The 1,892-nt window shown below is 68.2% G+C and carries 1 protein-coding gene; it reads right to left on the bottom strand.

Translation table 11 applies throughout. The features are described 5' to 3' along the window. The coding region (locus SD626R_RS11930; protein WP_092566576.1) for a DNA-directed RNA polymerase subunit A' at window positions 1-1,892 on the bottom strand (1,892 nt) is incomplete at both ends.

Here is a 1,892-nt window from a genome sequence, read left to right as displayed (position 1 = left end):
GAGGTCCGGACCGCCGTGTCGACGAGCCCCTCGCGGCCGCCCATCGCGTGGAAGAAGAACTCCTCGGGCGTGAGCCCGCCGCGGTAGGAGTTCTCCACGAAGCCGTGCGCCTCGGCGGAGAGGTCGTTCTCCTTGTAGTGGGAGAGCGTCCGGTCCTCGTAGCCGCGGTTGATCCGCTCGCCGCGGACCGCCTGCTGGCCGACGGAGCCGGCCATCTGCGTGAGGTTCAGCATCGACCCACGCGCGCCGGAGCGGGCCATCACGACCGCCGGGTTGTCGTCGCCGAAGTGCTGGTCGGCGATCTCCCCGGCCGAGTCGCGGGCCTTCCCGAGCGTCTGCATGATCTTCATCTCCAGCGTCTCGTCGACGCCGCGGCCGGGCAGCGACTCCAGCTCGCCGGCCTCGTACGTCGAGATCAGCTCCTGGACGCGGTCGTAGGCGCTCTCGATCGCGTCGTCGACCTGCTCTTCGGCCTCCGGCGGGATCGACTCGTCGTCGATCCCGATCGAGAAGCCGAAGTGCATGATCGCGCGCATCGCCAGCGCCGCGATCTCGTTGATGAACACGCGCGAGCGCGTCTCGCCGTACTCCTTGGTGAGGGTGTCGACGACCTCGCCGCCGAACGCCCCGACGGCGTCCTCGTCGATCGTCCCTTCGATCAGCTGGCCGTTCTCGATGACGACGTCGTCGCCGGTCGACGACGAGAAGTGCAGCGTGAGGTCGTCGGGCAGCAGCTCGGAGAACAGCGTCCGGCCGGTCCAGTAGTCGCGCCCGTCGTCGTCGACGCCGTCGGGCTCGGGCAGCTCGTCGACCCGCGTCGCCCGGAGCAGGTCGAGCGCCTGCGTCTCCGTGAACTCGGGGTTCGAGTGCGTGAGCAGGTAGGTGCCGGAGATGTGGTCCTGGATCGCGCCGATGATGTTCCCGCCGAACCGGGGGCTCAGGATCTGCTCTTGGACGCGCATGAGGACGCGGGCCTCGGCGCGGGCCTCCTCGTTCTGGAGCGCGTGCATGTTCATCTCGTCGCCGTCGAAGTCGGCGTTGTACGGCGGACAGACGACGGTGTTGAGCCGGAACGTCTTGTACGGCATCACCACGACCTCGTGGGCCATGATGGACATCCGGTGCAGCGAGGGCTGCCGGTTGAAGATCACGATGTCGCCGTCGACGAGGTGGCGGTTGACCTCCCACTCGGCCTCGACCTTCTCGGCGAGCTCCTCGCAGTTCTTCTCGGTCACCTTCAGCCGGCGACCGTCAGGTCGTCGAACGTAGTTCGCGCCGGGGTGGGCCTCGGGGCCGTTCCGGACGTACTGGCGCGCCTCCTCGACGTTGCGCTCGGTGACGTTGAGCGTCTGGGTCATCTCCTTGGCGACGCGGTCCGGGACGCCGACCTCGTTCAGCGAGAGCGTCGGATCCGGCGAGATGACGGTCCGGGCGGAGAAGTTGACGCGCTTCCCGGACAGCGAGCCGCGGAAGCGGCCCTCCTTCCCCTTCAGCCGCTGGCTGAGGGTCTTGAGGGGGCGGCCGGAGCGATGGCGCGCCGGCGGCGTCCCGCTGATCTCGTTGTCGACGAACGTGGTGACGTGGTACTGGAGCAGCTCCCAGAGGTCCTCGATGATCAGCTGCGGGGCGCCCGCCTCGCGGTTCTCCATGAACCGCTGGTTGATCCGGATGATGTCGACCAGCTTGTGCGTGAGGTCGTCCTCGGAGCGCTGGCCGTTGTCGAGCGTGATGGAGGGGCGCGTGGTCACCGGCGGGACGGGGAGGACCGTCAGGATCATCCACTCCGGTCGGGAGTCCTCCGCGTCGATGCCGAGGACCTCCAGGTCCTCGTTCGGGATGTCCTCGAACCAGTCGCGGATGTCCGAGGGCATCAGCTTGTTCATGTCCTCCTC

Source organism: Halorubrum sp. SD626R (assembly GCF_001261915.1).
Classification (GTDB): domain Archaea; phylum Halobacteriota; class Halobacteria; order Halobacteriales; family Haloferacaceae; genus Halorubrum.
This window is presented reverse-complemented; position numbering and strand designations above follow the sequence as displayed.